This window comes from Sporosarcina sp. Marseille-Q4943, assembly GCF_943736995.1.
In the GTDB taxonomy this organism is placed as follows: Bacteria; Bacillota; Bacilli; order Bacillales_A; family Planococcaceae; genus Sporosarcina.
Genome location: NZ_CALSFT010000002.1, coordinates 613,014 through 639,641, shown reverse-complemented (window position 1 = coordinate 639,641; position 26,628 = coordinate 613,014). Strand labels below are relative to the sequence as shown.

Below are 26,628 nucleotides of genomic sequence, written 5' to 3'. Positions count from 1 at the left end.
CTGGACCTCCACGAGGTTCAGCTTTTTCACGTATTCTGCCATCACTTCATCTAGATTGAAGTTTGTCGACCCAAACTTCATATCCTCTCCCATTCAAATGAAGCCCATCCACCGTAAACTTCTTGTCCAACTGCCCGCTTTTATCGGTAAAGCTCGAATGCAGATCGATATACTCGATACTGTTTTCATCCGCAATCCGCTGCAATATGTCGTTGAGTTGCTTCACTTTTTTATTGGAAACTTCATTCCCGAACAGCCCGTTATTCACAGGCAGGATTGATTGAATAAAAAGCTTAGTTTCCTTCCCTTCAAAAGAATCGACAATGGCATTGACACGTTTCTCAAAATTATTCGCGTCCGTTTTATAACGAATATCGTTGACCCCGATCATCAAATACGCCTCTTTCGGATTCCGGTCCACCACTTCCTGAATGCGATCCAATACTCCTTTAGCCGAATCATTCCGGATTCCCCGGTTCAACACCACTTCGTCAGGGAAATACTCTTGAAACTCCCCGTAATCGGTAATGCTGTCCCCGATGAACACTTTATCCACGTCACTCGCTGCAGAATGCTCGAAGACGCTCTTTTTCGTAAAATAATACGCTGCATCTCTCTTAGGCGAAGGCTTCGTTTGCATTTTCGTTTTCACGAATTCGACTCCGCCGATCTGATGCACGACATAACTTCCCGCTCCGATCAACAAGACATTTAAAAGTAATGATATTACTAATAAAATATTTCCTTTTTCCAATCCAGACACTCCTGTTCTTCACACCAATAAAGCATGCTATACCCAAATTCGCATGATAAATAACAAGTAATTTTTCAGAATCGTTTCGGTGCCTGTGCAAGACACATTTATGACAATTCATTCTGTTGTATAAAAACACGTTAGTTCTTCAATTAACTGTTGACTTACTAGCCTTTACATTTTCCCTTATACAATTGTAGTGCATAATCTGAATAGTGTCTTGCACAGGCACCGCTCAGAGAGTCTTGAAACTTATTTAATGATTATCCGTATGCATATGTAATGATTGTTTAGGGGAGGTTTCATTCATGCAGTCTAAAGTAACCAAGTGGTTCACCGGTCTCGGATGTTTAACGCCGGTCTTCGGCTTTATTTTGCTAGGTTATTTTTTCTTTAACCGATCGTTCTTGCTTGGCATAGTCGCGTTAGTCGTATCCTTTCTGGCAGGATTCATTGTATTTGGCATAGTCAGTGAGGTTGAAGACAAGCGTAAAGTAAAACAAAAGGAATTCCTCCGTACCTTCAAGCCTGCACATTTCGATTCCGATAAACATAAATCTTTCACCTCAGAAGATTTATTATCCAAAATCGCAATTGATGAACAGCAAGAGATAGTCTACTTATGGACGCCCCACTCGAAAAAGGGTGAAATCGTCACTAGAGCATATCCCAGAATGCCTTACATAATCAACGCCTATGACTATTCGGATATTTTAGCGATCAATCTCAAATTTGATAATCACCAAACTGCTTCCGTGCAAAGAAATACACATTACACCAACTTCTTTCTGAACAAAATTAAAGAGGAAGATGCAGCGAATAGCGATGCAAACAATCAATCTGTCGATAGAATCAGGTCCATGGATCTTGAGATTATTGTTGACGACCATACGAAACCAAGACATCTGATTCGATTTAATCCCGATCCTACCACTTATTTATCTAAAGATTCCCTTGAGTATTACGAATATCTCAATAAGCGCCAAGAATGGTTTACAAAGTTACAATTCATCATTGAGCAAAAAAGTGATGTTGCACAAAAAAATGAACGCCCTATTGAAACGGGCGCACCTTCCCTATGCGCAGCACCGACAAACGAATTTCCAGTTGAAATAAAGACGCGAATTTTGATTGCAGACGACACGAAACAATACTCCTTACTTTTACATGAGGAATCAGAGGACACTATAGAGGTCAGTCCGGAAATCGAGCAAATCGATACTCAACATGAACAAGCCGTCGAAAAGCCCATGTCTTACTTCGAGCAATTGGTCGAGAAAAACAGAAGACAGCTACGTGGTGACTCTACTGATAAGCAGAATGAATAGGAATTGTGTCGGTGCCTGTGCAAGACACATTTATGACAATTCACTAGGTTGTATAAATAAACACAAATACTCTAACTGATTATTGATTCAACAACTTCTCAATATTTCTTTATACAATTGTAGTGCATAATCTGAATAGTGTCTTGCACAGGTACCGCTTATAAATTTAAAATTCTTTTTTGTGATAGTATTTTCATATTTTTGTAGGTATAATGAGGTGGTAATATTCTTTTTGTTTTCATTACTTTGGATTCAGTCAGGGGGAAATTCGTTGTTTAAGCAAAAAGGGAGCGTTCGGAAGAAAATTGTTCTAGGGACTTTGATTCCTATTTATCTACTCACGATGCTGTTCGGCTTTGTGTTTTATTACACGTCGATGCGCATTGTTGAAGTGAATGTCATGCCGGAGTTTGAGAAATCGTTGAGCTCGACGATGGATGATGTGAAGGAGAAAGTGACGGGTCGCCTCGTCAATCGCGCATTGCAGGATAAGAATGCGCATAACCAGCTTTTGCACATCATCAATGGAGTGAAGAAAAAAGACGGTGTGGAGAACATTTCGATACATACCAAGGTAGACGGAAAGGACATGTTGCTCGCCTTTTCGGAGTCGACCGATTATCTAGTGCCACGGTCGTTCAATGCGGATCATAATCAGGCTCTCGACAACGGAGACGCACTGTTCAGCGGTGTCTATAAAGATGAATATGGCGTACATAAATCACTTTATTACCCGATTCCGGAGTCGGATACGGTTATTGTTGTGAGCCAAGATGCATCGTCGATCAGTGATCTGCAACGTACGATCATCATCGTAAGCATTGCGCTCATTGTGCTCGGAAGCATCCTTGGAATCATAATCCCTTCCATCATTTCGAAACGCATCACAAATCCGCTGCAGGAATTGGTGCGTTTCACCGAAGTCATTGCGCGGGGCGATCTAACCCAAACGGTTCAGTTGAAGAGCAAAGATGAAATCGGGCGGCTTGCCCATAGTTTTGATCATATGAAAAACGAACTAAGCAGCATGATCAAGCATGTAAATACGGCGGCGGACAATGTCGTAAATTCATCCAGTGAGTTGGCATATAGCGCCGAGCAGATGAGTGAAGTCGTGAACCAGTCGACTATTGCGACGCAAGAAGTTTCAACGGCTAGCGAATCGCTTTCCGTTGCAGCGAATCAAAACCTGACGGCACTTGAACAGATTACAGCGGGCATTCAGGACATTGCAGATTCCACGTCGAAAGTTGCGGAAGAGACGTCGGAAGTGACAGAAGCTGCGGAGCAAGGAAGCCGATTGATTAACGATTCAATCGAAGGCATCCATACGATTAACCAATCCGTACAAGCATCGATGAAAATTACGGAAAATATGTATATCCGGTCGGCTGAAATCGAGAAAATCATCGGCATGATCACCGATATTTCCGACCAAATCAACCTTCTCGCATTGAATGCCGCCATCGAAGCTGCTCGGGCGGGTGACGCTGGTAAAGGATTCAGCGTTGTTGCGAGCGAAGTGCGAAAGTTGGCGGAGCAATCTGCCTCTTCGGCAAATCAGATCCGCGCGCTCATAACTGAAATGCAAAACGGCTCCCGACAATCCGTCGAGGCAATGGCGCAAGTGTATACGGACGTCGAGCGGGAAACGGTCATCGTCAACGATGCCGGGCAGACATTCGGCAACATTTTGGCAAAAATCTCGAACATCTCGGAAAATGTCCAATCGGTTTCCGCCACCGTCCAGGAAATTTCTGCGGGCTCCGAACAGATTTTGGCGTCGACGCACGATACAGTTCAGTCGCTTGAAGTCTCATCAGGCCATACGCAAAACATCGCCGCTTCGATGGAAGAGCAACTTGCGTCAATGGAAGAAATGGTGGCGACGACAGAAACATTGCACGGCTTGGCGAATGAACTGAAAATGGAAATCAGTAAGTTCAAGGTGGATGAAGAAGTAGTGTTAGTTGATGAAACTCAGATTGAGACGCTAACTGAAGAAGAAACACCTCAGGATGAAAAATCCGTATAAAGCAACACCGCCTGTCAGTTGATGGGCGGTGTTTTTCATTCCTACCACGAGCCTCGTAAAACCTTACGATAATAAAAACCACCGGCCAAAAGGGAAATCCCCCTCTGCACGGTGGCACCATCACCCCACTAAAACACCGCTTCCTCAAACCCTTTCACTTGGAGCTCGCCGTTTTCAATCTCCTCGACGAAATGGCAGGCGGCTTTGTGGCCTTTGATCATTGATTCGTGCGTACGTAATCCTGGGACGTCGACTTTGCATTTTTCCTGCGCGAACGGACAGCGCGTATGGAAACGGCAACCTTCTGGCGGATTGATCGGCGAAGGGACATCCCCCGTCAGGACGATGTGCTTTTTCTCGCGTGTCGGATCCGGGACAGGAATGGCGGAAAGCAATGCTTTCGTGTATGGATGCTTCGGATTTTCGAAAATCGAATATTTGTCACCGATTTCGATGATCTTCCCTAAATACATGACGATGACCCGGTCCGAAATATGGCGGACGACACCTAAGTCATGTGATATGAATAAATACGTCAATTTGAAATCCCTTTGTAGATCCTTCAGCAAGTTCAGCACTTGGGCTTGAATGGAGACGTCCAATGCCGAAACGGCTTCATCGCATATGATGAGTTTCGGATTGACCGATAATGCCCGGGCAATACCGATGCGCTGCCGCTGTCCGCCGGAGAATTCGTGCGGATACCGATCCGCCTGGTATTCATTCAACCCGACCGTTTCCAGCAGTTCAATGATACGCGCTCTCCGATCCTTGGCAGGCAACACATTCTGGATTGTCATCGCTTCATTCAGAACATCTGACACGGTTTGCCGCGGATTAATGGAAGCGTAAGGATCCTGGAAAATAATCTGCAAATCCTTCCGTTGCTTCCTCATCTCCCGTTTCGATAACGATGTCAGTTCCATCCCATTGAACGTGACGACGCCTTCCGTCGGCTCTTCCAATCGGAGGATGGCGCGGCCCGTCGTCGATTTCCCGCAGCCGGACTCACCGACGATGCTGACCGTCTCCCCTTCGTAAATCGTGAAGCTAATATCATCGACCGCTTTCACATAGTTGACGGTGCGGCCCATCATTCCGCCTTTAATCGGAAAGTATTGTTTCAGCCCCTCGACTTTGAGCAATTCTTTTTTCGCCATAGACAATCACCTCCGATTCACCTTCCCATTTTTCCGAATAAATCCAGCAACGCACATCGTTCCCTTCATCATCCTTCAACAAATCCGGCATGACGTTTCTGCACAAATCGGTCGCCGCTGGGCATCTCGGCGCAAATCTGCAACCGACCGGCATCTCTTTCGGATTCGGCACATTGCCGCGGATCGACTCCAGCTTTTCAAGTTCGACGTCGTGCCTCGGCAATGAATTCATCAAACCGATCGTATACGGATGCTTCGGCTTTTGGAAAAGCGTCACAACGTCCGAATATTCAACGACCTGCCCCGCATACATGACGGCGACATATTCGCATGTTTCCGCCACAACCCCGAGGTCATGCGTAATCATAATGACCGACATACCGAGCCGTTTCTGCAAATCACGGATGAGTCTAAGGATCTGCGCTTGAATCGTCACGTCGAGCGCTGTTGTCGGTTCGTCGGCGATGAGGATTTCCGGATTGCATGCCAACGCCATTGCAATCATGACACGTTGCCGCATTCCCCCCGACAATTCATACGGATATTGCTTTACGCGTTTATCTGGTGAAGGAATCCCGACTAGTTTCAGTAACTCGACAGACTTGAGGTGCGCCGCTTTCTTCGACAAATCCTGGTGTTTCATTAGCGACTCGCTAATTTGGTGGCCGACCGTGAAGACTGGATTCAGCGACGTCATCGGCTCCTGGAAGATCATCGAAATCGCGTTCCCTCGGATATCGCGCATTTGCTTATCCGAGAAAGACAATAGATCTTTCCCTTTGAAATTGATTTGCCCCCCGATGATTTTTCCATTGTTTGCGAGAAGCTTCAAAAGCGAAAGCGCTGTAATGCTCTTGCCTGAACCCGACTCTCCGACGATTCCGAGCGTCTTCCCCTGCGGGAGCGTGAAACTTACGCCATCGACCGCCTTCACTTCCCCGTCATCTGTATAAAAGGACGTGCGAAGGTCCCGCACTTCCAATAAAACCTTTTCCATTCCGGACACCCCCTATCAGACATGTATCAATTCAAATCGATCCGCTTGTTCAATACGCGGTACGATATATCGACGAGCAAGTTCACAAATACAAACAGGAATGAAATGATGAGGACAGTCCCTTGAACGATTGGGAAGTCCCGCGTACGGATAGCGTCGATTGTCAGACGACCCATGCCGTTGATGGCGAATATCGATTCTGTCAATACAGCTCCGCCGAGAAACCCTCCAAACTCAAGGCCGACAACCGTGATAACAGGAATCAATGCATTTTTTAGTGCGTGGCGATAGATGACGACGCGCTCCCCCATCCCTTTCGCCCTCGCCGTCCGAATATAATCTTGTCCGATCACTTCAAGCATCGACGAACGCGTCATGCGCGCAATGATTGCCGCTCCTCCGGTCCCAAGCGTAATGACGGGAAGTAGCATCTGTCTCCAATCATCGCCCCAGCCGGATGCACGCATCTTCATGAATTCCGGCATCCAATCCGGACCGATTGCGAACCACTGGATCAGCATGAGTCCGAACCAGAAATTCGGCATTGACAATCCGAATAGGGCAACAATCATTATGGAAATGTCGGACCATGTATAATGGCGAACAGCCGAAATGATGCCCGCAATCAGTCCGAGGAACACGGCAAGGATCGTTGCGTAAAAGGACAGCTCCACGGTCGTCCAAAACCGCGCCTTTATTTCATCCATGACGGGACGTCCGCTACGAACCGAATTTCCGAGATCGCCTTTGACGACACTCTTCATATAGCTGAGATATTGCACAGGTGCCGGCTCATTCAAACCGAGCTTCTCCCGGATCTGCTCCACCGTCTTCGGTGATGCCCCCTCACCTGCCATAATCTGCGCCGGATCCCCCGGAATCAAATACATCATTGAAAACACGACAATGGAAACGCCCAGCAAGACCGGAATCGTCTGGAGCAGGCGCCTTATAATGAACTTAGACATGACTGTGCCCCCTCCATCATTTTTTCATCTTCGGATCAAGCGCATCCCGCAGTCCGTCCCCAAAAATATTGAATGCCAGTACGACGATGACGATCATGACGCCAGGGAATAAAACGAGATGCGGCGCTTCCCTCATATAAGTCCTTCCCTCGCTGAGCATCGCCCCCCATTCTGGCGTCGGCGGCTTTGCACCTAGTCCGAGAAATGCGAGTCCACTCGCTGTCAGGACAGCTGTCGCAATCCGCAACGTCAATTGAACGATAATCGGTGACATGACATTCGGCAAAATATGCTTGAAAATGATCCTTCCATCCTTGGCCCCAAGCGCCTTCACCGCGTCGATGTACTCCAGCTTCCTTACTGATAGTGTGGAGCCGCGCACAATCCGCGCGAATGCCGGAACGGAGAAGATTCCGACAGCGATGATAACATTCTGCACGCTGCCTCCGAGGACCGAAACGATTGCTAGTGCAAGGAGGATGCCTGGAAACGCGAGAAGGACGTCCATGATTCTCATGATGACCGTATCCAACTTCCCACCGTAATAGCCTGAGATGATGCCAAGGAATACGCCGACCACTCCCCCAAGAGCGACCGAAAAGAAACCGACTTTCATTGTGATCGACATTCCATGGATAATTCTCGTGAAGATGTCCCGCCCATAATTGTCTGTCCCGAACCAATGCTCCGCGGATGGTGGCTTCAATTTATTCGAAATTTGTGTTGCATTTGGATCCAACGATGTCATGAATGGTCCGACCAATCCGGTCAAGATGAATAGTAAGATCAGGACTCCGCCGACTACGGCAGCCTTATTTTTGCGGAGCCTGCGCCAAAATGTCTTGTATGCTTCAACTCTAGGACTTGACCGTTTCTGTCCGATTTGTGCAACAGGTGTATGCTGAACCATGTTTGAACACCTTCCCCTATTTGTTTTCTGTGAAAAATCAGTATATTGACAGTAGCATATCATGAATAGTCGGTTTGAGGAATGCTTTTTATTATAGTTTTCAATTAATTATAAATAATATAACTTTAAAATAATATGCTTGCCAACTGGCTGTTATGTTCCAATGTTTCAATGAGACAGCGGATTCATTGATTATACTGTAAATACTACTATTAATATTAGATTATGTTGATTATTCTGAAAGGTATTGTCTGTTTCCATATAGTGTGCTATATTGCATCTAACTATTACAACTTCTAGTAATCTTCAGAAATTGTAATATGTTAAAAACATACGGGGGGAACACACATGAAGAGAAATGGCAATGTAAAGTGGCTATTTGTTCTAGCTTTGGCTTTGTCAATGATTCTTGCTGCATGTTCTGGGGGTGGTTCATCTTCTTCGGAAAATGGATCGGGGAATGATATTGACGAAGGCAAAGGGAAAGGGATTGAAGGCGGGGACTTAGTGCTCGCAGTTCTATCGGACGCATCTTCATTGGACCCGGCAGGTTCCAATGACGTACCGTCTTCCGTAGTACAAGCGAACATTTACGAAACGCTTGTGAAACGGGATGACAACAATAACATTATCGCAGGCCTTGCAGAAGAATGGGAAGCCATCGATGATACGACGTATGAATTCAAACTTCGCCAAGGGGTCACTTTCCACGATGGGGAGCCTTTCAACGCGGAAGTCGTGAAAATGAACCTAGAGCGGATCCTCGATTCGGAAGTCGCGTCACCGCGTTATTTCCTATTTGAAATGATCACTGACGTAATCGTTAAAGACGAACATACCGTACAAATCAAAACTGAATATCCTTTCGCTCCTTTGCTCGCCCACCTTTCACATAATGGCGGAAGCATGGTGAGCCCGAAATCGATCGAAGCGGACTATGAAGCGATGAAAGGCGGCGAAAAGGCGGGCACCGTCATTGCGACTAACCCTGTCGGCACAGGCTTTTTCAAATTTGAAAGCTGGACGCCAGGCAATCAAATCAAGCTCGTCAAAAACGAAGACTATTGGGGCGACAAAGTCCACGTGGACACTGTGACATTCAAGGTCGTTCCGGAAAGTGCGGTCCGAAACGCAGACCTCGAAACTGGATTCGTCCATATTGCTGACCCTGTCCAACCGAACGAAGTTGCAGGAATCAACGAAGGCAGCTTCGCAAAGGTCAACCAAAAAGCATCGTCCAGCCTTGCATATTTAGGCTTCAACACGGAAAAAGAACCGTTCAACGATCCAAAAGTTCGTAAAGCGATCTCCATGCTCGTGAATAAAGATGATATTAGTGAAGGGGTTTACGACGGGTTCGGAATACCTGCAAAAGGACCTCTTGCACCTGGAATCTTCGGCTATAACGAAGACGCGAAACCAATCGATTACAACTTGGAAGAAGCGAAAAAACTTCTCAAGGAAGCCGGCTTTGAGAACGGATTCAAATCCTCCATCTGGACGAATGACAATCCACAACGTCAACAAATTGCCGTCCTTATGCAGGAAGAATTGAAGAAGGTTAATATTGAAGTAGAAATCGAAGTGATGGAATTTGGTGCCTACCTCGAAAAGACGGCAAACGGCGAACATGACATGTTCATCCTCGGCTGGTCCAACCCGACAGGCGATGCGGACTACGGATTGTACGCGCTGTTCCACTCTTCACAACACGGCTCTCCAGGAAACCGTTCCTTCTACGGAAACCCAGAAGTCGACAAACTTCTTGAAGAAGGCCGACGTGAATCCGATCCGGATGAGCGTATCAAAATTTACAACAAAGTCCAAGAACACCTAATCGAAGACGCTCCGATGGCATACTTAATCCACACGGAATACCTTACGGGCGTCAGCAACAAAATCAGAGGCTTCTCCATCGGCACAGACGGCATCTATCAATTACAAGGCGTCCAGTTCGTGGAAGAGAAATAATAGTGAAAAAGATGTTGCCACCACGGCAACATCTTTTTTAATCGAAAATTGTGTCGGTGCCTGTGCATGGTACATTTATGACAATTCAACTATTAGTATAATAATTCATTCAGTAGTCAGTCAGTTATTGATACGATTGGTTTCCTGTTTTTCATTATGCAATTGTAGTGCATAATCTGAATTGTGTCGGCGCCTGTGCAGGATGCAATTATGACTATTCAACTTTTATTATAATAATTCATTCAGTAGACAGTCAGTTATTGATATGATCGGTTTCATTTTTTCCCTTATGCAATTGTAGTGCATAGTCTGAATTGTTTGCTGCACAGGCACCGCCCCCTGAAAAAATCCCCATTAAAACCCCCCTGTAGAATGGTCTACAGGGGGTTTCCGTTTAGTTTTTACCCGCTCCTGGCTTGGGTGCTGGGGCTTCTTCCGCTGATGCGAAAATGCTGTTCGCTAGCATTCGGTAGTAGTATTTCGTATGTGCTCGGAATGCGAGATCGTTCGCGAAGAGCGTGATCCGCGAATCGTCCAGTTGCTGAGTGAAGGCAAGGGTTTGTCCCTTTGCATCTTCATGGCCTGGCCACCATCCGGCGACATAGAAGTCATCCGTCCCTTTCACTCTCGCCAACACTTCCGCCCCTTCAGGAACAGCCGTAATCCACGAGCCTCTCGTCGTATAGAACAGTTCATCTTGGCGATAACCGGCCATCAACGGGTGATCCGCGTTGACCGTCGCTTTAATCAGTCCTTCATGTCCGCCTCTTGTCGTCTTGTACTCAAATCCTTCAAGCAATCCAGCGTCATGGACTGCCTTCAGCACGCTGTTGCCGATACCGACGAACGTTTTGCCCGCAAGCTCCTTCGGCAGATTCGAGTCGGAAACGACGACGTCAGCCTGTTCTTCATCCGTCAAGTTGAATCCTAACTCCTTCAATGAAAAGATCAATTGGCCGGATCCGTTGCTCGCCACTTTCGGCTCGGCAATCCATTTCAAGTCGATTGCTTGGTAAGCAGGCAATACGGTCGCCTCAAACACAAACTCGTCCTTGAACGGTGCGACATCTTCAGACCTGACGACGAAATCGCCCACTTTGAAGCCGAATTTATCTTCTTGCACAATCCCGACTTGTTTGCCGTCCTTCAGCAGTTCATTTACCAATCTGATCGTATCGTTATTGACATTCTTCAATACTTGCATCGCTTTTCTTTCATCGACAACGCTTGCAGGGACCGCCACTTCCGTCACTTGCTCGGTCAGCCCTTCAAGTACGTCTTCCTCTCCCATGCGCACATCGACGATTGTAAATCCTCTAAGTGCCGGGAAGTTGACGACAACTGGATCGTACATCGCCGCCCAGTCGGAGACGTCATCGCCTGCGTACAGCATCGCGTTCGCCAAGCCCCTTTTCGCCTGCTTCATCGGAACGACGTATGCACCTTTCGGATACGTAGTCGGCCCAATTTTGACATCCTCTGTCGTCCGCTCGACCTTCACGCCATTGCGGATCAAATATTCCACCATATTGTATACTTCCGAAACGTTTTTCTGGTTCCATGAGTCAGTCGGAAGCACATAATAATCCGGGAAGAAGTTTTCATGCTCCCCGCGGACACGCCCGATCGATTCCCCCGCAGCATTCGTCAATAGAGGATCCACTGCACGATTATCTTCCCCTTTGACGCCTCGGTTGAATATTTCGAGCTGCCTTCCGTACAGATCATCTTTATTCTCAAACACATAATTGATCATCCCGAGTCCTGCGCCAACCATCGCGTCATAGGAATCCTGGCTGAGCGTCGGCACTTCGACGGTATGACCAAGCGTGCCGTGCAACATTGAGAAAATCGGCGTATAGGAAGGCCCCATATCATCCCAGCCATCCTCATACTCTTCGGATGCAAGGAAATATGACGTCAGCTTGGAACTGCCGATTCCCGCCTGTCCCATTGCATGCGCTTGTGGAATCATACCTTCCATTAATAAATCATATTCAAAGTTCGGATTATGCGGCGGTGTCGCAGGCTCAATTAGGAACCCTTTCACATAACCGTGCCCTTCCATCATCGCAAGCGGTGTCCACTTCGCGATCACTTGATTCAACTGAATCGTTTCGATTTGCGTTTGATATGCGTTGTCCCGATTCAAGTCGAACCCGTTCACGTTCGCCCGCGTATTATGGACACGGCCGTCCGGGTTATGAGAGAAATTGAAAATGAATATTAGATTGTCGAGCACTTCGTCGACATTCAAGACGACTTCTTCATCTTCCCCGTTTTCATTCGTTGTCGTAAAAGAAACTTCCGATTCTAATGCGAATCGCTTCAATAATTCCGTTTGGAAATCAATCCCTTCCACTTCGTCAGGGTGGATATTATTGAACCAGATCGGAATTTGATAATCGCCCATCGTTCCCTCTTTCAGCTTCGCTAATAAATCTTCGGGTGTTTCAAGCGCAACCGGCAATGTGTTCTCCAAATAGTTGGTCACCGCGTCTTCATCTTTCGCTAGAACGACGAGGTGCATATCTTTGCCTTCAACACTCTTCCCTGGACTTTCATAATGCAAATAACGGTCATTCATTTCGTTAGCCTCTTCGAAGATTCGATCGATGGAAGGCTTGATTTCATCCCATTCAAGGAATTCGTCATACACATTCAACTCGACCGTCGTAGCCGCTTTCACTTCATTCTCCGAATCAACTAACGCGAGCTCATAGTCCCCGAGCAATTCCTTGTAAAGGACTCGGATTGACCTCGGCGATAAATCATCCGTACCGAATGGCAATCCGAATTCAAGCTCTGCAGCTATCTTCGTCGTGCCATCTACATAATGAGGCTCCTTTTTCACGAGGATGAACGGCTCTCCTGAATACGACTTCGCGTCCGCATTCCATTGCTTCCATTCATCAAGCGCTTTCCCGCCGAATTGCAGTTCAAGATTCTCCAAATCGACTTCCCGGCCAAAATCCGCTTCAATCGTCACATCCCGGATTTCCGTCAGCGACAATACCGATCGGCTGATATCCAGTTCGACGGTATCGGCAACTTGGACAGCTTCAACCGATTGGACTGCCTGTGCAGATAGCGGCACCGCCGTCGCAAACACCATGAATAACGCTAAAAACCCAACCAAAAACCGTTTCAACATCTCATCCCCTCTACTCTTTTTATATTGTAGGACAATAGGCTACAATAATCTGACCATATCAAATTGGCAGACAGATAGATAGCGATTTATTTCGAAAATAGAAGTATGTATGAAAATGTGCTGAAGGATTCAGGTCTTGGATACTAGTTAAAGTGGCAATCCAGAAAAATTATCCAAAAAACCTGAAACTTTTACCAATTACTTGCGTATAAGTAATATGTCCGTCATTTTTAGGGCAAAAATTTTTGTGGGGGGTTATGTTGTTGAGAAAATTTGCAACATGGGCCTTGGCGTTTGTATTTGCTCTTTCATTCGCTTGGCCAAGCATGCCGGCAGCAGCTCAAGAGGGGTCTTTGAAGCTAGTTGTCGATGGAGTTGAAGTGGAGGGCTATGAACAACCGTTCATGTCTCAAGGCAAAGTATTGATTCCGGTCGATAATTTGTTCCAAGAAGCGGGCTTCAACGTTACGAAAGAAGCACCAGGTAAATTAAATGTAACGAATACGTATTTGACACTCGATTTTGACATTGCCGATCAGCAAATTAGTGTAAATGGCAAGGCGACGAATGAAGTGTTCCCACTTACGTTAAGAAACTACGGGAATTATATTACGAGTGATTTCCTAGATTCATTGGAAGGTTTTGACGTGACTGTGTCCGAAGAGGATAATACCGTCAATGTCACGACGAATCGTGTGCAAGACATCGATGCATTCCTTGAGAAGTTGATGGGGGCGGACTTGCAAAGCTACGAAGCAAAAATGACGTTGGACCAATCGATGGAAGCCGATACGGAAGAGCTCTCGATGAACATGCTTATGGATATGGATATGAGCGTCACGACGGATCCGGTCGGACTCTATATGACGCAAAAAATGTCCATGAACATGGGTGAAGAGACGGAAGAACTTACGACTGAAGCGTACTTCACAGAAGATGGCTTCTTCCAATCGGATGGCGATCAATGGCTCAAGTTCCCTGCAGAGCTAACGGATGGCCTGTTGGAAGCTTCCATGACGCAAGCCGATCCGGTTGCGCAATTGCAGCTCGTGAAAGCGTTCATGAAAGGCATCCACGTGTTCGAATACGATGACGTCTACATCATCACACAAACGATGACGAACGAAGAGTTCAAATCGATGATGAAGGAAGCATTGTCTTTATTCTCAGGATTGCTTCCGGAAGGCGTTGACTCCATCGTAACAGAAGCGGAAGGCACTGTTGTGGAAGAGGAAGAGGCTGCTGAGGAGGCAACTTCTGAGGAAGAAGCCGCTGCGGAGGAAGATGCAGTTGCTGAAGAAGAGGCTGCCACTGAAGAAGAAGCGACTGAGGAAGACGCGGTAGTGGATGCCTATCTAGAAGATGGAGAAGCAGAATTCGACATGGGGTCGATCCTTGACATGCTCGACATTAACATCGAAAAATACTTCGTCGTAACAGTAGTGGACAAGGCGACATTGTTCCCACAATCGACTTCAGGCACGACGATCATTAAAATGTCGATGGACGGCGAAACAGTTACAATCAAACAACTGATCGACGGCGTGTTCAGCAAATTCAATGAAGTGAAGGCAATCAAAGTACCAGCCGACGTCATTGAAAAAGCAGTCACGTGGGATCTCGGTGCAGAACTCGAAGCAGAAAAAGCAGCCGAGTAAGCGATCTGCAAATAACTACTAAAATAAACGGGGAGTCAACCAAAGAACAACTGGTCGACTCCCTGTTTTTGATTTGGTGAATTGTTCGAATTGAGGGAATTGCGTCGGCGCCTGTGCATGGTGCAATTATGACTATTCAGGTAAATATATAAAAATTCAATAATGATATTGCAACCACTTGATTTAATTGGATTCCCTTTTGTTTATTATACAATTGTAGTGCATAGTCTGAATTGTTTGTTGCACAGGCACCGAATAAAAACATTGATTCCTTCAAAATATAATTTCCCCTACGTTATCCCGTTTAAAAATCGATTTCACCCCCTTTTCCCCGTATAAAATTTATTTTTCCGTTTTCTGATCAATTCCGTCAGTTGTCAGTCTATTTAAGAAACGATAAAGTTGAGGAAAAAGAAAGTGGTGACATACAATCGCTTCAGTAATTATGAGTGTAGGGTTGAAAGGTATGAAGGGACAGAAGGTTGCTGTTGAGGCGAATAAAAAAATTAACTGTATCACCCGGACAATAGCAAATTTAGCAAGTCCAAAACGTATTTCAGAAATCGCATTGCAGATGACCATCAAATGGAAATGCATTGCTCCCGAGTTGTATATCCACTCGCTTTCGGTGGGGAGATGAAATGGCGAGAAGACGACGCTATTGGAATCCATACGGTTATTTCCATGTGACGATGCGTGGCAACAACCGACAACACATCTTTCAAACGGATGAAGACAAAAGGAACTTGATGCGCGCCTTCGATTATGCGTATGATAGATACCCATTTTCGATAGTGTCCTATTGCATTATGTCCAATCACTATCATTTGCTGATCCAATCCGAAGTGAATTTAAGTCGAGTCATGGCCCGCATTAATCGAAGATATAGCGACTATTATGCTAAACGTTATGACCATGTCGGTCGCATCTATGAGAAGAGATATTTTTCAAAACTCGCAAATGGACTAAGAGCTATATTGGACATCAGCAGCTACATCCACCGGAACCCGATTGACACTAAGATTCCGATGGTGAAATCATTGGAAGACTACTCTTACAGTTCATTCCAGTACTATGCAGATGTTAATAAAACGCCGCCACGCTTTTTAAACACGGAACTTGTACCAACATTCTTACCAAAGCCATTCGAAACGTCGACTCATGCGTACTGCCTCTATTGCCTAGTTTACAAACAGGACATTGAAAAGGTGTACGAGGAGATGCCTTCCGAAGATGTGTCGGTGCCTGTGCAAGACACATTTATGACAATTCAACAACAGGTATATAAATACAATCAGAAGCCGACCAAAGTTTGATATGGCCGGCTTCCTGTTTTTCATTATGCAATTGTAGTGCATTGTCTGAATTGTTTGCTGCACATGCACCGGATTCTTAAGGATTACATGACTTCAATACTGTCTCCACAAACCTTGACTCTGTTCGATGTGGTTCGATATTCCACGGCACTTTACTATCCCTTGCAAAATAGACATGGCACTCATATTGAGCCCTCATCGATTCGGTATTATCCCACTTCTCATCTTCCCCGTGCTCGACCTCAATCACATCAAACGAACGTTTAATATGCTGTTCATCCAGTTGTCCATCCTCGTTATTGAACACCGGGAATTTCGGGTAAATGCTTAAGGACACCATACCGTTTCTATTAATCCACTCTATTTTTTCAAAGTAATGCTCACTACCGAACTTCGAATAATCTAGCCTACCTTTTTGCTCTTCATCTACTGTATCGTCCTCTTCTTTCTCTACCCCGTCCACTTTTTCTTCTTTATCTGGACTCGCTTCTGACTCCTCAATATCGGTTTCAGGCTGTTCGGGCATGATTTCGTCTTGGGATTGTGGAGAACCCTCTATTGGAGTGTATTCCTTGTAGATCGATTCCGTCTTTTCTTCCGCAGCCTTCTTTTTATCCTGATGACTGAACACACCTTTTGTCATTACATCGGGATGATTCCACTTACTGTTATAAAATTCAATTGGCGTTACTTCAACGCCGTATTTATCCGCATTTTGTTTTGAATTGGTGAACCCTATTACATAAGGAATGACACCTGGAGCTTTTTTATATTTCTCCACGAGCGCTAATAACCTCTTATCCTCTTCTTCCTTATGTTTTAACCACGCTTCATTACCAAAATCCGCAATGTACTGATTTACCCTTTGGATATGCCTTTCAATTAATGCGCCGTAATAGAACTTATTCCTTGTAAACTTTCCATCCACAACGTCGTAAAATGCCGGTTGAAGCAACGCATCTGCAGCATAGAAAAGGCTCATATCCCCGGTCTTCAAACCGTATTCCATTAACCCTTTTCTAGATTTGTCCCCGTTATATCTTTCTAACGCTTTGAGAACGTCTTCCTGTGTATAGATATGCTCTTCGTCATATTTGTTAAGAGCCTTCACACTTTGTTCCGCTGATACTTCCCCTAAATTCTCTGAAATCCCCATAGACAGTACTAATCCCGCTGACATTATCCCTATTCCGACAATCCTTCTAACTCCCTTAATTTCCTTCATTGCTTCATCCTTTTCTAGATTTAAAATTCCGGGTTATCGAGGGGCGATTTGAGGCATGTTTATATTAGGAATATGAATTAAAGTACTCCCATCTCTAGGAGCTTGCCAGGGTTAGCACAAATTGTGTCGGTGCCTGTGCAAGACACATTTATGACAATTCAACAGCAGGTATATAAATGCAATCAAACGCCGTCCAAAATTTGATATGGCCGGCTTCCTGTTTTTTATTATGCAATTGTAGTGCATTGTCTGAATTGTTTGCTGCACAGGCACCCAAAAAAATAGGCACCCAAAAGAACGGACACCAAATAGCAGGTCCGTTTAAAGAGCGTTGAATAGGGAACACTTTAAGATTGATGGTACACAAATAATCTTTTAGAGAAAGGGTGGCAATGATGAAAGAACAACTAATGAAAATGTTGGAGCAACGCAAGGATGAAATGATTCAGATCAGGCGTCATTTGCACGAGAATCCGGAGCTATCGTTCCAAGAAGAAAAGACAGCCCAATACATTGTCGATTTTTATAACGGAAAAGACGTTGAAATCCAAACGAATGTCGGAAATGGATACGGCATAATTGTGACGATCAAAGGCGGAAAGCCGGGTAAAACAATCGGCCTTCGTGCGGATTTTGATGCGTTGCCGATTCATGAAGAAACGGACGTGCCTTTCAAATCGAAAAATGAAGGCGTCATGCATGCTTGCGGGCATGATGCGCATACCGCTTATTTGCTTGTGTTGGCGGATTGCTTAATTGAGCTGAAAGATGAGTTGGCTGGGACGATTAAAGTCATTCACCAGCATGCAGAGGAAGTGCCGCCGGGCGGAGCGAAAAGCATGGTGGAATCAGGTTTGTTGGATGGTGTGGATGCTGTCTATGGCATTCATTTATTCCCAACGGATCCTGCAGGAGTTGTCGGGTACCATAGCGGCTATTCGATGGCAGGTCGGACGTACTTTAACTTGAAAATCCAAGGCGTCGGGGGCCACGGGTCATCTCCACACCTGGCAAATGACGCGATTGTCGCTGGAGCGCATTTTGTCACGGCTATCCAAACTATTGTCAGCCGCCGGTTGGATCCTTTTTCCATGGGGGTTATCACGATCGGTTCATTTGACGGAAAAGGTCAGTTTAATGTCATTAAGGACAGCGTCGAGTTGGAGGGCGATGTGCGGTATATGACAACGGAAGTCCAAGAGTTGATTGACAAGGAAGTTCACCGAATCACCAAAGGGATTGAAGAGGAATTTGGGGTGAAGTGCGAACTCGATTACGTGTCGGACTATCCACCACTCTTCAACGACCCGGAAATCACGGCGGGGGTTGTCGCCGCCCTTCAAAGCTCCACGGAGCCTGAAATTACATCAGTAAAAGAATTCCCTATGTTCTCTGGGTCTGAAGACTTCGCCTACTACGCAGCGAAGTACCCTGCCTGCTTCTTCTACATCGGCTGCAAACCAAAAGGCGTTGAAAAAGCGTATTTCAACCACCATCCGAAATGGGACATCGACGAAGACGCCTTGCTCGTCGCCGCCAAAGCAGTCGCCGAGGTTGTTTGCAGAGGCTAAGGGGTATGTGCCTTTAAGTGGTGCCTGTGCAAGACATATTTATGACAATTCACTAAGCTGTATATAAATTTAAAAGGAAGCTGACCAAAGATTGATTTGGTCGGCTTCCTGTTTTCGTTTATGCAATTGTACTGTATTGTCTGAATTGTGTCGGTGCCTGTGCGTGGTACATTTATGACTATTTAACTTTATGTATAATAATGCGGAAGGAGGCTCTTAAAATCTTAATATGACAAGCTTCCGGTTTTTGATCATACAATTGTAGTGAATAAACAGAATTGCGTGTTACACAGGCACCACTTAAATATCACTCAGATCCCCACCGGTACGATATATATCCCGGCCTCTCGATCATGTTTGACGACGACGTTGACGCCGTAGATGTCGTGGATCAAGTCGGCTGTGATGATGTCTTCGGGTTTGCCTTTGGCGGCGATGCGGCCGTCTTTCATGACGATGATGACGTCGCTGTATTTGATCGCTTGGTTGATGTCGTGCAATACCATGACGATGGACATGCCGTGTTGTTTATTCAAATCGCGAACGAGCTCCAGCAGCTCGTACTGATAGAAGATATCCAAGTAAGTCGTTGGTTCATCCAAAAACAAATACGGCGTCTTCTGCGTCAACGCCATCGCGATCCAAACTCGTTGCATTTGGCCGCCGGACAGGCTGTCAATTGGCATATCACGCTTATCAAGCAAATTCGTGCTTGCGAGCGCCCATTCAATCGCCTTTTCGTCCTCATCCGTCGAGGAAGAGAAGAAATTCTTATACGGTATCCGCCCGTACGCTGTCAGCTTCTCGACCGTCATATCGGAAGGCGCGTTGTTTTGCTGGTGGACGACCGCAAGCTTCTTCGCAAGCTCTTTCGGCCTAAACTCCGCCAACGACTTCCCATCCAACAACACATCCCCGTTTTGCGGCTGGTAATGATTCGACAAAACGCCTAACAAGGTTGATTTCCCGCACCCATTCGGCCCGATGATTGTCGTCACTTTGCCGATGTCAATCGAACTGTTGATTCCGTGTAACGTGTCCCTCTTCTTGTCGTATGAAAATGTGACTTCCTTAATGTCCATAAATGCGATCACTCTTTCTTAGCAAGAATATGAGGAATGGCCCGCCGATCACCGCCATGATGATCGATGCCGGAATTTCATTCGGTGCAATTAACGTCCTGCCTAACGTATCCGCCAATAAAATCAACAGCGCGCCCGCCAACGCGGAAAACGGGATCAGCACTTTATGATCATTGCCGACAAGCGTCCTTCCAATATGCGGCACCAATAACCCGACAAATGCGAACATGCCCGCAATCGTCGTCGCAATCGAAGCCAACAAAACCGCAATGATCGAAATAACAAACCGCGCCAAGTTCACATTAACGCCAAGACTTTTCGCCGTCCGGTCCTCAAGAGATAAATAATTGCACCATCTATATACGAAAAACGACAGCAAAAGTCCGATCGAGCCGTAAAGCGCAATCACTTCCACTTCGCTCCATTTTTTCATCGTCAGCGTTGACGTCGTCACTTGGCTCATCGACTGCGTCAGACCACCCCCACTGAACCCGATCGCCTGACCAAGTCCTGTAAACAGCGCGTTCACCGCGATACCGATCAAAATCATCCGCAGCGGATCCAAACCCGACTTCCACGATAATGAATACACTAAGAAAAACGCCAACGCACCGCCGATAAACGCAAACAGCGGTACGAAAAAGAACAACGTCGGGAACATCGCAATCACCAATACAGACATGAAGCTAGCACCCGCGGAAACGCCGATGATCCCTGGATCCGCCAACGGGTTGCGCATAACTGCCTGAAGCAAGACGCCCGCCACCGACAAAGCAGCTCCCGCAAATACCGCGATCAATATCCGCGGCAGACGCAAGTCCTTAATGATGGCGACATCATCGTTCGTGCCAGTCACAAGCCCGTGAATCAATTCGAAAGGCGTCACCGATATGCTGCCCGTCAATGCGGATTGGACGAAAACAATCCCCAAAACGAGCGCAACGACTATGAAACTGATGCTTTTCCGATTGATTCCCGACATAATTTTACCTGCCTTCATTTCGCTTCATGCAACATTTTCATCAACTCATCGAGCGCTTCCGCCGCAGCCAAATTGCCCGTCGTGCCGAACAGCGTCTCCTCCAAATCATAGACGCGTCCGTTTTTCACCGCATCGAAATGCTTCCACACATCATTCGAGCGGAACTCCTCGTCGAACATCTGGATCACTTGCTCAGGCATGCCGTGCGCCGCCCGCAAAATGACGTCCGGATTCGTCTGCTGCAAGTATTCCGTATTAGAGGAAATGAACTCAACATCCTCGCCCGTAATGACATTGACGCCGCCAGCCCGCTTCACGAGATCCCCGATGTACGAATGCTCCGTCGCCACCAAGTAGCTTCCCGGAATCCCCATTAAGATAAGCACGGAAGGCTTCTCTTTCCCTTCAATCGCCTTCTCGATTGCGGCAGCCTTCTCCTCGAACTGCGCCACAATCGCTTCCGCTTGCTCCATCCGGTCATACTTCTCACCGATTTTCAAGATTTCTTCGTGCATCGCGTCGATGCTTTCGAGGTTCACATACGTCATATCGATCCCGCGTTCCTCAAACATTTCTTGCAAGTCATATTTCAACGTTGTCACCGAAAAAATTTCTGTCGGCTTCAACGACAGTAGCATTTCCATATCCGGGCTCATCGGGTTGCCGACTTCCTTCGCATCCGCGTAGCGTTCAGGCAACTCCTTGTAACTCGACGGAACGCCGACCAAATCGATGTCAAGCGCGTCCATGATTTCCGTCAGCGCAACCGTCGTAGCAACGATCCGATCGCCGTCTTGCTCGCCGATTTGTTCATTCGCCTTATTCCCGGCACTCGCTGAACAGCCGGCAAGCATGATACTTACTAACAAGCCGAAAAGGCCGATCGCTTTTTTCATTCCAGCACAACTCCCTTATTTTCGAGCTCGTTTCCTTGCAATAGAAAATACGACTGCGGCGCCAATGATTGCACCAATCACGATGATCGCAATGAGGAATGTATTCGAGGACTTTTCCTTTTCATCCTTGACCTCTTCTATTGCAACTTCTTCTACAACTTCGTCTTCTTCAGCCGCTGCGTCCATTTCATCCAATGCTACGTCCATGTCAGCGTCTTCCGACTGCTCGTCCTCTATTGTCGTTTCATCTTCTTCGGCCTGCGCTTCCTCAGATTCCGTTGCGGATTGCTCCGATTTATCTTTTTCGGTTTCATCCCCAACCGATTTCTCTTCTTTTTTCGTTACACTTTCCGTCGTTTTAGCCGCATCGGTTTTATTCTCAGCTGGCTTTTGGGCCGGCTTTTGAACGACTTGCTGAACCGGCTTTACTTCAGTCTTCGTCGGCGTTGCCGGTTTCGTTTCCTTCGCTGGAGGCGGTGTCACTACCGGTTTTGCAACAGGAGGGGCTGGGATGGATGAAGTATTGAAATTAAAGCGGATATCGTATTTATTGTCGTAGTCAAACCCTGGAATGCCCGTCACGATAATGTGGATTTTGGCATTGACGAGCTGTTTCAGATCAGACACCGTAAATCGAACGACACGCTGATCGCCCGACTCGCTCACGACTTGCACGTCCGAGAAACTGCCGCCGTTCTGCACTTTAAAGTACTGCCACCACGAGCTGTTTTTCAACGTGACCGTCACCGTCGCGCGGTCGTTCACCAACTGCACTTTCGCCGGACTCACCATATAGTCCGCCGTCGTGGACCGCTCGTTGCTCGTATCCTTCAATACCGTGAACGGAACGGTATATTCCCCGTCCGCAAACGTCGCAGCCGAAGCGTTCAGCGGCATGATCGGAATGAAAAGCGCCGTGACCAGGAATAGCGTCATTGCTACAATCAAATGTCTTTTCATGTCAAACTCCTTCGCTCCACACACAACGCCGGCTGTCACAAGTAGCGTGACGCCGGCATCTGTGCGAAATTATTTAATTACTTCAAGCACGTTGTAAACCATTTTTGCTGCATGCGCACGAGTCGCAGTAGCTTTCGGGTTGAACACTTTTTTACCTTTTACAACGTCGCCGTCGAGGATGCCAAGACCGACTGCCAATTGAACAGCGTCTTTCGCATAGCCGCTAATGTGAGCCGCATCTGCGAACTCAACAGTGGTTTCAACGTCTTTCAATAGGGAAGCATCTTTATATTCGATTGCACGGATGATCATCGCCGCCATTTGCTGACGAGTGATTGCCGCGTTCGGGTTGAACTTCCCAGCATCGCCCAGGATGATTCCAGCGCGGTTCGCCGCTTCCACTTCGTACACGAACCCTTCCATGTCTTTCGTCAAGTCGGAGAATGTTCCTTGGTATTCTTGCTTTTCAAGGTCCAATGCGCGAGCGATAATCAATGCAAATTGCGCTCTCGTAATTTTGTCGTTCGGCGCAAACGTTTCAGGGGATTTGCCTTTGACAATTTGCTTAGCAGCTAGTGCTTCGATGTAAGGCTTTGCCCATGTTTTGTCGATATCTTTGAATGAAACCGTTACTTCCTCTTCCGGTTGTTCTGGAGTTTCTGGTGTTTCAGTTGCTGCCGGCTCAATGCTGTCTTGATCGAACGCAAGACGAATTGTGTAATGGCCAGTGTGGTTCATTGCCGCAACGAAAACTGTCACTTTTGCGTTTATGATTTTCGTGAAATCCGCAACTTCGAATGAAACAACGCGGTGGTTCGCTTCTTCATCAACGCTTACAACCGTCGCGTCAACGAATTCGCCGTCTTGCTCAACTTGGAACTCAGTGATTTGCTCGTTGTTTGTCAATGTGAATGAAACGACTTGCTTGCCGTCTTTTACAGACAATGCTGCAGGTGTTTCGATGTAGCGGCCCATTGCTGAATCTTTATCCTCTTCCTCATGCAATGCTTTGAAGCCAATTGTGTACTCGCCGTCTTCAATTGCTGCTGGTGCTTCAGGAGTTTCAGGTGTTTCTGGAGTTTCTTCTTCGTCTTCAGTAGGAACTTCGCTTGCATCGAATTGGAAGCGGATGCTGTGCGTTTGATCATATTCACCAAGACCAGGAATTCCTGTCACGATAATATGCGCTTTTGCATTCATTGTTTTTTCAACATCTTTTAATTCGAATTTCACAAGACGTGTTTTCTCTTCTTCGTTTTCGCTTACAACTTCAACGTCAACGAACTTGTCGCCGTCTTGGATGCTCAATGACTGCCAATATTGGCTGTTCAATAGTGTCATATAAATGAATTTCTTGCCGTCTTCCACTTTCACTTCCGCAGGGCTTTTCACGTAACTGCCTGCTACAGAAACTTCATCAGCCTTTTCTTGCAACACTTTGAACGGAAGCTCATACGCCGCCTCCTGTGCAGCCGTCACTTCAGCAGCTGCTGGAAGTGCAGGTATTGCCGTAAAAATCAGCAACATTGCTGTGAATAAAACCATTAAACTTTTCTTCATTCTTGTAATCTCCTTTTTACTTTTTCGAGCGAAATAATCGCAAGGCAACAAATAGCGTCGCTATAATAACGATTGCCGTCGCAATCCAAAACCAAATTGTGCTTCCCGTGCTTACAGAGTCAATCCACTCCTGGTCCGTCTCCTTCATTGAACTCGAATCGATTGCAACTCGCACCGTATACGCATGATCATACGGGATCTCCAACTCATCAATCACCACATGCATCTTGACAGGAAATGGCTCGGCCAGCTCGCCGTCTATATTCAACTCAATGACGCGCGTATCCGCCTCTTCATCCTCCGCAACGACCTTCGCATCCGCAAAACCATCGCCGCTTTGTTCCTGTAACTCTTGAACCCACTTACTATGATTTAACGTCAACTGCAAAACCTGCTTATCTCCATCCACCTTCAACAACGCCGGCTTCTCGAAATAATCATTCGCAATTGACACCGAATCCGAATCACCTTGCAGCAACTCATAGTCCACTGCATATGTACCGTCAGACAACGACTCCGCCCCTACAGGCATCAACGTCATCGCCCACAACAGCAAAACAGCACCAAGCAAAGGCGCTACCCGTCTCCTCATGCAAACTCCTCTCCCACCTTCTCCACCTACAAAACTACTAGTGAGAACTGTTATCAACTATTCCTCGTCCATCATAGGACAAGGGTTACTAGTTTTAAAGCTCCCCCGCCATTATTCACACATTGTTCACAGAAAAAGGAATGAAATGTGACGGAATGCGTGAATTGCGCCGGTGCCTGTGCACGACACATTTATAACAATTCAGCAGAATTTATATAAATACAAAAGGAAGCCAGTTAAACTTTGATATAACAAGCTTCCCTCTTCTATTTTATGCAATTGTAGTGAATAAACTGAATTGTTCACTGCACAGGCACCGCATTTGAAGGTCACTCGCTTATAATCATCTTCACTTGTGTCAAGACTGGACAATATTATGAGGGCGGGAGTTTTCGGTATGAACAAGGCTGGTTCAATCAGTATTTTGCACGTAATCTTTTTGTCAATGACGGTCATCGGACTGAAAAATCACGTGACCATTCTTCCATCACTGTTGATGCATGCTGGGCGTGATGCCTGGATGTCTGTTTTCATTGCCGCCGTGACAATGATTCCATGGCTTTTCCTTCTCGTCTACATTCATCGCAGCTCAAAACAGGTTTCACTCACTGATTGGTTGCATACAAAGATCGGCAGCGTCCCGACTGCCATTTTCCGATATGTCACTGCTCTTTTCTTCCTATTGATGGCCGTATTTACAATGGGTGAGACTTTGCAGTGGATCAAGTCGACATTCTTACCCGAATCGCCTTTAGTTCTCATGATTTTAATTTACTCGATTCTATGTATCTTCCTAGCATCCACAAACTTGCAAACGATTGTAATGGTAAATGTCGTTGTCCTGTTTTGGGTAGTCGTCCTCGGCTTTTTTGTCGCCATCACGAATATACAGGTGAAAGATTATTCATTGCTAAGACCTTTCTTTGAACATGGATTTAAACCTATCATTTCTTCATCGGTGTATCCGGCATCAGGCTTCATTGAACTTCTATTATTCCTATTCATCCAGCAAAATGTGAAAGGCCGGTTCCGCTGGTATCATTATGCAATCATGCTCTTTATCCTGCACAGTTTGACGATGGGGCCACTTATCGGAGCCATTACAGAATTCGGGCCACACGAAGCAGCAAAGCAAAGGTTTCCGGCTTATGAGGAATGGGGGCTCGTTTCAATCGGAAGGTTCATCCAGCATCTTGACTTCTTATCCATTTACCAATGGTTGACAGGCGCCTTCATAAGAGTGTCATTCATCCTGTATATCGTCACGGATTTATTGCAAACGAAAGGGGATCGTATTCGCACTTGGAGAATACTGGGCCCTGCATTCCTCTTTTTGAGTTTGTCGCTATTTCTAATAAATGAACCTATTTTCCTCAAAATAAAAGGTGACTATTTATTGATTGCTACGTTCTTCTTCATGCTATTGCTGACGGTCTTCTTAACACTCATGGCGTTAATTAAAAAAGGAGCGGCAAAAGAAGTATAAATCTTACTAGAAGATGGTGAGTG

General features: G+C 46.2%; 20 protein-coding genes. 7 read left to right on the top strand and 13 right to left on the bottom strand.

Annotated features, from left to right (window positions below):
* Positions 1 to 46: 46 nt before the first annotated feature.
* Positions 47 to 763, bottom strand: a complete 717-nt coding sequence (locus tag NIT04_RS03140; RefSeq protein ID WP_252502152.1) for a GDSL-type esterase/lipase family protein — start codon at positions 761 to 763, stop codon at positions 47 to 49.
* Between the two features lie 299 nt (positions 764 to 1,062).
* Here NIT04_RS03140 and NIT04_RS03135 point away from each other — a divergent pair, with 299 nt between their 5' ends.
* Both NIT04_RS03135 and NIT04_RS03130 read left to right on the top strand, forming a co-directional pair.
* The gene (locus NIT04_RS03135) at positions 1,063 to 2,082 is read left to right on the top strand and encodes a hypothetical protein (RefSeq protein ID WP_252502151.1); all 1,020 of its coding nucleotides are present in this window, start codon (positions 1,063 to 1,065) and stop codon (positions 2,080 to 2,082) included.
* Between the two features lie 271 nt (positions 2,083 to 2,353).
* Positions 2,354 to 4,117: a methyl-accepting chemotaxis protein gene (locus tag NIT04_RS03130; RefSeq protein WP_252502150.1), complete on the top strand. Its 1,764-nt coding sequence runs from the start codon at positions 2,354 to 2,356 to the stop codon at positions 4,115 to 4,117.
* A 128-nt stretch (positions 4,118 to 4,245) separates the two neighbouring features.
* On the opposite strand, the gene NIT04_RS03125 is transcribed toward NIT04_RS03130, so the two are convergent.
* Genes NIT04_RS03125 through nikC form a run of 4 tightly spaced genes read right to left on the bottom strand, consistent with a single transcriptional unit; the run spans position 4,246 to position 8,152 of the window.
* Positions 4,246 to 5,277 (bottom strand): ABC transporter ATP-binding protein, encoded by a 1,032-nt coding sequence (locus NIT04_RS03125; RefSeq protein WP_305880085.1) that lies wholly within the window; start codon positions 5,275 to 5,277, stop codon positions 4,246 to 4,248.
* Complete coding sequence (locus tag NIT04_RS03120) at positions 5,222 to 6,274, bottom strand: ABC transporter ATP-binding protein (RefSeq protein ID WP_252502148.1); 1,053 nt, start codon at positions 6,272 to 6,274, stop codon at positions 5,222 to 5,224. Before NIT04_RS03120 ends, NIT04_RS03125 begins: the two co-directional genes overlap by 56 nt.
* 26 nt (positions 6,275 to 6,300) lie before the next feature.
* Complete coding sequence (locus NIT04_RS03115; RefSeq protein WP_252502147.1) at positions 6,301 to 7,242, bottom strand: ABC transporter permease; 942 nt, start codon at positions 7,240 to 7,242, stop codon at positions 6,301 to 6,303.
* Between the two features lie 16 nt (positions 7,243 to 7,258).
* Entirely contained in the window at positions 7,259 to 8,152 is an 894-nt protein-coding gene (gene nikC / locus NIT04_RS03110) for a nickel transporter permease (protein ID WP_252502146.1), read from the bottom strand.
* Positions 8,153 to 8,500: 348 nt separating this feature from the next.
* Here nikC and NIT04_RS03105 point away from each other — a divergent pair, with 348 nt between their 5' ends.
* Positions 8,501 to 10,123 (top strand): glutathione ABC transporter substrate-binding protein, encoded by a 1,623-nt coding sequence (locus NIT04_RS03105; RefSeq protein ID WP_252502145.1) that lies wholly within the window; start codon positions 8,501 to 8,503, stop codon positions 10,121 to 10,123.
* A 394-nt stretch (positions 10,124 to 10,517) separates the two neighbouring features.
* Here NIT04_RS03105 and NIT04_RS03100 read toward each other — a convergent pair whose 3' ends face one another.
* On the bottom strand, positions 10,518 to 13,274 hold the full coding sequence (locus NIT04_RS03100; protein ID WP_252502144.1) for a M14 family metallopeptidase: 2,757 nt from the start codon (positions 13,272 to 13,274) through the stop codon (positions 10,518 to 10,520).
* Positions 13,275 to 13,540: 266 nt separating this feature from the next.
* Between NIT04_RS03100 and NIT04_RS03095 the strand changes: the two genes are divergently transcribed.
* Both NIT04_RS03095 and NIT04_RS03090 read left to right on the top strand, forming a co-directional pair.
* Positions 13,541 to 14,935 (top strand): DUF6612 family protein, encoded by a 1,395-nt coding sequence (locus tag NIT04_RS03095; protein WP_252502143.1) that lies wholly within the window; start codon positions 13,541 to 13,543, stop codon positions 14,933 to 14,935.
* A 641-nt stretch (positions 14,936 to 15,576) separates the two neighbouring features.
* Positions 15,577 to 16,251 carry a transposase gene (locus NIT04_RS03090; RefSeq protein WP_252502142.1) on the top strand — a complete coding sequence of 225 codons (675 nt, stop codon included), beginning with the start codon at positions 15,577 to 15,579 and terminating at the stop codon, positions 16,249 to 16,251.
* Between the two features lie 76 nt (positions 16,252 to 16,327).
* Here NIT04_RS03090 and NIT04_RS03085 read toward each other — a convergent pair whose 3' ends face one another.
* Positions 16,328 to 17,476 (bottom strand): DUF2599 domain-containing protein, encoded by a 1,149-nt coding sequence (locus tag NIT04_RS03085; protein ID WP_252502141.1) that lies wholly within the window; start codon positions 17,474 to 17,476, stop codon positions 16,328 to 16,330.
* Positions 17,477 to 17,871: 395 nt separating this feature from the next.
* On the opposite strand from NIT04_RS03085, the gene NIT04_RS03080 reads away from it, so the two are divergent.
* Positions 17,872 to 19,047, top strand: coding sequence for a M20 family metallopeptidase (locus NIT04_RS03080; RefSeq protein ID WP_252502140.1), 1,176 nt, complete (start codon positions 17,872 to 17,874; stop codon positions 19,045 to 19,047).
* Positions 19,048 to 19,358: 311 nt separating this feature from the next.
* Here the strand turns inward: NIT04_RS03080 and NIT04_RS03075 are convergent, their stop codons facing one another.
* From NIT04_RS03075 to NIT04_RS03050, 6 genes are all read right to left on the bottom strand, one after another.
* A complete protein-coding gene (locus NIT04_RS03075) occupies positions 19,359 to 20,129 on the bottom strand; it encodes an ABC transporter ATP-binding protein (protein WP_252502139.1) in 771 nt (256 codons plus the stop codon).
* Positions 20,119 to 21,102, bottom strand: coding sequence for an iron ABC transporter permease (locus tag NIT04_RS03070; protein ID WP_252503174.1), 984 nt, complete (start codon positions 21,100 to 21,102; stop codon positions 20,119 to 20,121). Before NIT04_RS03070 ends, NIT04_RS03075 begins: the two co-directional genes overlap by 11 nt.
* Positions 21,103 to 21,125: 23 nt before the next feature.
* Positions 21,126 to 22,007 (bottom strand): heme ABC transporter substrate-binding protein IsdE, encoded by an 882-nt coding sequence (isdE, locus tag NIT04_RS03065; protein ID WP_252502138.1) that lies wholly within the window; start codon positions 22,005 to 22,007, stop codon positions 21,126 to 21,128.
* 15 nt (positions 22,008 to 22,022) lie between these two features.
* Positions 22,023 to 22,967, bottom strand: coding sequence for an NEAT domain-containing protein (locus tag NIT04_RS03060; protein ID WP_252502137.1), 945 nt, complete (start codon positions 22,965 to 22,967; stop codon positions 22,023 to 22,025).
* 69 nt (positions 22,968 to 23,036) lie between these two features.
* Positions 23,037 to 24,527, bottom strand: coding sequence for an NEAT domain-containing protein (locus NIT04_RS03055; protein WP_252502136.1), 1,491 nt, complete (start codon positions 24,525 to 24,527; stop codon positions 23,037 to 23,039).
* A 16-nt stretch (positions 24,528 to 24,543) separates the two neighbouring features.
* The gene (locus NIT04_RS03050) at positions 24,544 to 25,119 is read right to left on the bottom strand and encodes an NEAT domain-containing protein (RefSeq protein WP_252502135.1); all 576 of its coding nucleotides are present in this window, start codon (positions 25,117 to 25,119) and stop codon (positions 24,544 to 24,546) included.
* Between the two features lie 397 nt (positions 25,120 to 25,516).
* On the opposite strand from NIT04_RS03050, the gene NIT04_RS03045 reads away from it, so the two are divergent.
* Positions 25,517 to 26,605: an endospore germination permease gene (locus NIT04_RS03045; protein ID WP_252502134.1), complete on the top strand. Its 1,089-nt coding sequence runs from the start codon at positions 25,517 to 25,519 to the stop codon at positions 26,603 to 26,605.
* The last annotated feature ends 23 nt before the right edge of the window (positions 26,606 to 26,628 follow it).

What these genes read in the sequence shown, in the direction of transcription:
- NIT04_RS03080 (WP_252502140.1), top strand. Translation starts at nt 17,872, where the DNA reads ATGAAAGAACAACTAATGAAAATGTTGGAGCAACGCAAGGATGAAATG.
- NIT04_RS03060 (WP_252502137.1), bottom strand. Translation starts at nt 22,967, where the DNA reads ATGAAAAGACATTTGATTGTAGCAATGACGCTATTCCTGGTCACGGCG.
- NIT04_RS03055 (WP_252502136.1), bottom strand. Translation starts at nt 24,527, where the DNA reads ATGAAGAAAAGTTTAATGGTTTTATTCACAGCAATGTTGCTGATTTTT.
- NIT04_RS03050 (WP_252502135.1), bottom strand. Translation starts at nt 25,119, where the DNA reads ATGAGGAGACGGGTAGCGCCTTTGCTTGGTGCTGTTTTGCTGTTGTGG.
- NIT04_RS03105 (WP_252502145.1), top strand. Translation starts at nt 8,501, where the DNA reads ATGAAGAGAAATGGCAATGTAAAGTGGCTATTTGTTCTAGCTTTGGCT.
- NIT04_RS03045 (WP_252502134.1), top strand. Translation starts at nt 25,517, where the DNA reads ATGAACAAGGCTGGTTCAATCAGTATTTTGCACGTAATCTTTTTGTCA.
- NIT04_RS03085 (WP_252502141.1), bottom strand. Translation starts at nt 17,476, where the DNA reads ATGAAGGAAATTAAGGGAGTTAGAAGGATTGTCGGAATAGGGATAATG.
- NIT04_RS03135 (WP_252502151.1), top strand. Translation starts at nt 1,063, where the DNA reads ATGCAGTCTAAAGTAACCAAGTGGTTCACCGGTCTCGGATGTTTAACG.
- NIT04_RS03120 (WP_252502148.1), bottom strand. Translation starts at nt 6,274, where the DNA reads ATGGAAAAGGTTTTATTGGAAGTGCGGGACCTTCGCACGTCCTTTTAT.
- isdE (WP_252502138.1), bottom strand. Translation starts at nt 22,007, where the DNA reads ATGAAAAAAGCGATCGGCCTTTTCGGCTTGTTAGTAAGTATCATGCTT.
- NIT04_RS03115 (WP_252502147.1), bottom strand. Translation starts at nt 7,242, where the DNA reads ATGTCTAAGTTCATTATAAGGCGCCTGCTCCAGACGATTCCGGTCTTG.
- NIT04_RS03090 (WP_252502142.1), top strand. Translation starts at nt 15,577, where the DNA reads ATGGCGAGAAGACGACGCTATTGGAATCCATACGGTTATTTCCATGTG.
- nikC (WP_252502146.1), bottom strand. Translation starts at nt 8,152, where the DNA reads ATGGTTCAGCATACACCTGTTGCACAAATCGGACAGAAACGGTCAAGT.
- NIT04_RS03075 (WP_252502139.1), bottom strand. Translation starts at nt 20,129, where the DNA reads ATGGACATTAAGGAAGTCACATTTTCATACGACAAGAAGAGGGACACG.
- NIT04_RS03125 (WP_305880085.1), bottom strand. Translation starts at nt 5,277, where the DNA reads ATGGCGAAAAAAGAATTGCTCAAAGTCGAGGGGCTGAAACAATACTTT.